Here is a 4,611-nt window from a genome sequence, read left to right on the forward strand (position 1 = left end):
GGCGCAGCTCGTCCAGCAGCCGCCGGAGCGCGTCGATCGCGGCGCGGGCGGCGTCGCGCACCGCCGCCAGGTCGCCCTTCCCGGCCGCCGCGACGACCGCGTCCGCGTGCCGGGCCGCCGTGCTGCGCAGGCCCTCGACGATCCGCTCGCGTTCGCCGCGCGCCACGTCCGCCAGCCGGCCGGCCAGCAGGTCGCGTTCGGCGGTCGCGGCCGCCCGCCGCCGCGCCCGCGCCCGGCCGACCAGGACGCCCGCCGCCCACGCCGGAGCCGACAGGAGCGCCACGGCCGTGGCGAGCACCGCCCAGGCGGCCGTCCGGTCGCCGGCGATGCCCGGCCCGAGGGCCAGCGCGAGGCCGCCCACCAGGCCGACGGCGAGGATCGCGAGCACGCCCCGGCGCCTGGGGTGGTGGGCGCCGAAGGCGTAGAGCTGGGCCAGCTCCACCCACCACGCCCAGAGGAACAGGTCGCCCGCGGGGGTCGGGGTCAGGCCCGCCATCGCCACCGGATGGATCGACAACATCGCGGCCAGGCTCCACGCGGGCCGCCGCACCCGCCACCACAGAGGCAGGGCGTGCAGGACGAAGAGGGGGCCGAGCACGAGGAACTCCCGCGGCGCCGGAGTGCCTCCCGGCAGCAGGCTCGCCCCCATCGTCAACGCGACGGCGAGCCCGGCCAGCGCCGCGTCCCAGGCCCGCCGCCCGCGCCACCACGCCCGCCGGAACGGGGGCGGCCCGGCGGGGGCGGGGAAGGCGGCCCGGACCGTCCAGCCGCCGGCGTCCGGGCCCGCCGTGAGCGTGCCGCCGCAGGCCGCCACGGTCGTGGCCAGCCCGGACAGGCCGTGGCCGGTGCCCAGGTCGTCGTGCTCCCGCGCGCCGCCGGTGTCGCGCACCTCGACGGTCAGCCGGCCGGGTTCGCCGAGGACGGCGACGTCCACCCGGGCGCCGCCGGCGTACCGCGCGGCGTTGGTGAGGCCCTCCTGGACCACCCGGTAGGCGGCCGCCGCGACCTCGGGCGGCGCGGCGGCGGCCGTCCTGCGGTAGCCGATCCGGCCGGGGTCCGCGCCTGGGCCGGGCCGGCCGGCGACCAGGGCGTCGATCGCCGGCAGGTCGCGGACGGCCTCCCGCGCGCCCGCCAGTTCGGCGCGGGCCAGGCGGGCGGCGTCCCCGGCGTGGCGCAGGGCGGACTCCCGCATCGCCGGGTCGGCCACGTGCAGCGCGGACGCCGCGGCCACCGCGATGCCGGTGAGCCGGTGGGCGGCGGTGTCGTGCAGTTCGGCGGCCATCCTGAGGCGCACGGCGTCCGCCACGGCCGCGGCCGCCCGCGATCGCGCCGCCCGGTGCGCGGCCAGGGCCGCCCGCCGCGTCCGGCCCCGCCGGTGCGCCCGCCCGAACGCCCAGACGACCGCGCCCACGCCGCCCGCCACCAGCGCCACGCCCGCCAGCGCCTGCGGCGGCCAGCCGCGGGCCGCCGCGACGGCCGTCGCCGCCGCCACCAGAGCCGCGGCGACCGCGATCGTGATCCCGGCCGTGCCGCGGACGGCCGCGCCGTACAGGAGGGCTACGCCGACGAGCGCGCACCACAGCAGAACGGATGTCACGGCGTCAGGCTAGCTTCCGCGGATCGGCCGCGATCCTGGCCGACCGGCGGATGAGCCACCCGTCGCCGGACGGATCGGCGTTCCGCAGGGACCTCGCGCGGATCGTCGGCCGCGACTAGCGGCGCACCTTGTACCGCAGGTGCAGCACCCCCTCGCCCTGGACGACCACGTGCGGGTCCGCCAGGAGGTGCTGCCCGGCGACGCGGCCGAAGTAGGGCTTGCCGGAGCCGAACACCACCGGCACGACGTCCATCGCCACCTCGTCCACGAGACCGGCCGCGAGCAGCTGGCCGCCGACGTCGCCGGCGTTCACGCTGACGACCCGGTCCCCGGCGAGCTCCTGGGCCCGGGCGACGGCGGCCGTCACGTCGGCGGCGAAATGGTAGGACGCCTCGGGGTGCCAGCCCTCGGGCTTGGGCCGGTGGGACACCACGACCACGTGCTCCCCCGCGGGCGGCCGTCCTTCCCAGCCGTTCACCAGGTCGAACAGGGTGCGGCCCATGATGATCACGCCGACCGACTCCCAGATCGGCCGGACGTACTCCGCCGACGCCTTGGAGACCCTGAAGCGGCCGCCCGCGCCGGAATGGTCGTAGTCCGGGTCGTCGCCCAGCGTGAGCGGGGTGTCGCCGTTCCAGTACCAGTCGTGCAGGGGGCCGACGTCGTCGTTGCCGTCGGCGATGAAGCCGTCCACCGACACCGCGCCGTTCATGATCACTGCGCCCACAGGGTCTCCTCGGTCCTCGTCAGAAGTACGCCTGCGATCCTGCCGTCCCGGAGGGCTGCCGGGCTTGTAGAAAATCAATCGGCGGGCATCGGGCCGCCGTCCGGCGGGAAGCCCGGCTCGGCGGGGAAGCGGCGCCGCAGGGCCAGGTACTCGGTCGGGGTGTGGCCGGTGAAGTCCTTGAACTCCCTGCTGAAGTGGGCCTGGTCGAAGTAGCCCGCCGTGTGGGCGAGCGCCGTCCAGTCGACCGGGCGCGACGCGTCCACCGACAGGATCAGCCGGGCGAAGCGGTAGATCCGGGCCACCCGCTTCGGGGTGACGCCGACATGGGACTTGAACTGCGCGGCCAGGTGGTTGCCGCTCACCCCGGCGGCGTCGGCCAGCGCGCCGACCGGGACCGCGCCGTACGTCGCCGCCAGGCGGCCGCCCGCGTGCCGGACCAGGTCGAGATTGCGCGACGCCGTCCCCGCGAACCGCGCCCGCAGCTCCTCCTCCACCACCCGCAGGACGCCGGCGGCCGAGGCGAGGTCGCCGGCCCGGTCGCGGATCCGGCCCAGGGACCGCTGCCAGAGGGCGTCGGCCGGCACCCACCGGTCGCGCAGCTCGCCCGCCGGCACGCCGACGAACGGCGTCATCCCCCACGGCTTGAAGTGCACCCCGACCAGCCGCACCCGGGCGGGGTACTCGTAGCGGAACCGCCTGGTCCACATCCCCATGAACCAGCCGTCGGCGAACACCGCCGGCGGCACGGAAGGGTCGGAGTCCCACAGGCGGGCGGGGTCGCCCAGGTTGACGAACAGGTGTCCCGACGGCATCGGCGGGACGTTCATCAGCCGGTGTCGCGGCACCCCGGTCAGGCAGTAGATGTCGTCGATGAACCGGTCGAGCGGCGGCGCGGGCACCCGTCCGACGTATTCCATGGGACCAGTGTGGCCGAGGTGATCGGGGCCCTGCACCGAATCTTCACCTCGGGTGCGCATCGGCCGCAAACCGGTCTGCTTCGATGTCGGCGTGACCGATCGGAGCAGGCCGTCGTCCGGGGCCAGGGGTGTTCGCTGGGCCTTCGGCTCCGCGTTCCCGGCCGTCGCCGCGATCGCGTGCGCGACCGCGGGCACCTGGTACGAGGTCTCCTTGGTGGCGCACGCGCACGTCTACTGCGAGGGTGACCTGAGCGCGGGTGAGGGCTTCGCCGGCGCCGTCTGGGTGCTGAGCAGGTTCGTGCTCTTCCCGGCCGTGTCGGCCGGGTCGGCGCTGCTGTCCCTGCCGGTCCAGTTGCTCTCGCGGTTGCCGTGGGCCGCCCGGCGGCTGTGGCCGCAGCTCCTTCTCGTCCTGCCCTGGTGGCCTGCGTGGTTGCCCACGTAGGGACGGTCTCCGGGGCTCGGCGGGCCGGGCCGCGCGCCTAGGGTAGGGGCTTGTGCTCTACGGCAGATCTGCGGAAATCAGCGTTCTCGACGAGGTGATCGCGCGCGCCCGCGACGGCGCCGGCGGCGCGGTGGTGTTGCGCGGCGAGGCGGGGGCGGGCAAGACGGCCCTGCTCGACGCGGCGGCCGCGCGCGGCGGCGCGATGCGGGTGTTGCGGCTCACCGGCGTCGAGTCGGAGTCCGACCTGGCGTTCGCGGCTCTGCACCAGCTTCTGTGGCCGGTGGCCGGTTCGCCCGGCGCGCTCGACGCGCTGCCCGAGCCGCAGCGCCTCGCAGTCCGCGCGGCCCTGGGGCTGGCGGCCGGGGGCGCCGGTGACCGGTTCCTGCTGGCGGCCGGCGTGCTCTCGCTGCTGGTCGAGGCCGCCGCGCCGGACGGGCTGGTCTGCGTGGTGGACGACTTCCAGTGGGTCGACCGGGCCTCGGCCGACGCGCTGCTGTTCGCCGCCAGGCGGCTCGCGACCGAACGCGTCGCGATGCTGCTCGCGGTGCGCGGGGACGCCGCGGTCAAGGGCGTGCCGCTGACGGTGGAGGTGCGCGGCCTGGCCGAGGCCGCCGCGGACGAGCTGCTGTCCTCCCGCCACGGCGCGCTGCCCACCCAGGTGCGGCGCGAGCTGGTCACGTTGACCGGCGCGAACCCGCTCGCCCTGCGCGAGATCGCCGCCCGTCTGACGGCCGCCCAGCTCGCCGGACGCGAACCGCTGCCCGACCCGCTGCCCGGCGGCGCCCGGCTGTTCGGCGACCGGGTGGCCGCGTTGTCCGCCGCCGCCCGGCTGGCCGCCCTGGTCGCCGCCGTCGAGGGCGACCTCGACGTGGTCCTGCGCGCCACCGGCCGGCTCCTCGCCGAACGCGCGGGCCGACCCGGCACGCGG

Annotated in this window: 5 protein-coding genes; 2 read left to right on the forward strand and 3 right to left on the reverse strand. The window is 77.0% G+C overall.

What is annotated here, in order from left to right; genetic code table 11:
• From ACWCSD_RS48185 to ACWCSD_RS48195, 3 genes are all read right to left on the reverse strand, one after another.
• Positions 1 to 1,597, reverse strand: a 1,597-nt coding sequence (locus ACWCSD_RS48185) for a sensor histidine kinase (RefSeq protein WP_449925795.1), incomplete at its 3' end; no start/stop codon positions are given.
• 115 nt (positions 1,598 to 1,712) lie between these two features.
• Positions 1,713 to 2,324: a dihydrofolate reductase family protein gene (locus tag ACWCSD_RS48190; RefSeq protein ID WP_449925798.1), complete on the reverse strand. Its 612-nt coding sequence runs from the start codon at positions 2,322 to 2,324 to the stop codon at positions 1,713 to 1,715.
• Between the two features lie 74 nt (positions 2,325 to 2,398).
• Positions 2,399 to 3,241, reverse strand: coding sequence for a helix-turn-helix domain-containing protein (locus ACWCSD_RS48195; RefSeq protein ID WP_397162891.1), 843 nt, complete (start codon positions 3,239 to 3,241; stop codon positions 2,399 to 2,401).
• A gap of 91 nt (positions 3,242 to 3,332) precedes the next feature.
• Here ACWCSD_RS48195 and ACWCSD_RS48200 point away from each other — a divergent pair, with 91 nt between their 5' ends.
• Positions 3,333 to 3,683 (forward strand): hypothetical protein, encoded by a 351-nt coding sequence (locus tag ACWCSD_RS48200; protein ID WP_449925802.1) that lies wholly within the window; start codon positions 3,333 to 3,335, stop codon positions 3,681 to 3,683.
• 52 nt (positions 3,684 to 3,735) lie between these two features.
• A partial coding sequence (locus ACWCSD_RS48205) for an AAA family ATPase (protein WP_449925805.1) occupies positions 3,736 to 4,611 on the forward strand: 876 nt, incomplete at its 3' end.

The sequence above is a fragment of the Nonomuraea sp. NPDC001684 genome (assembly GCF_053596515.1).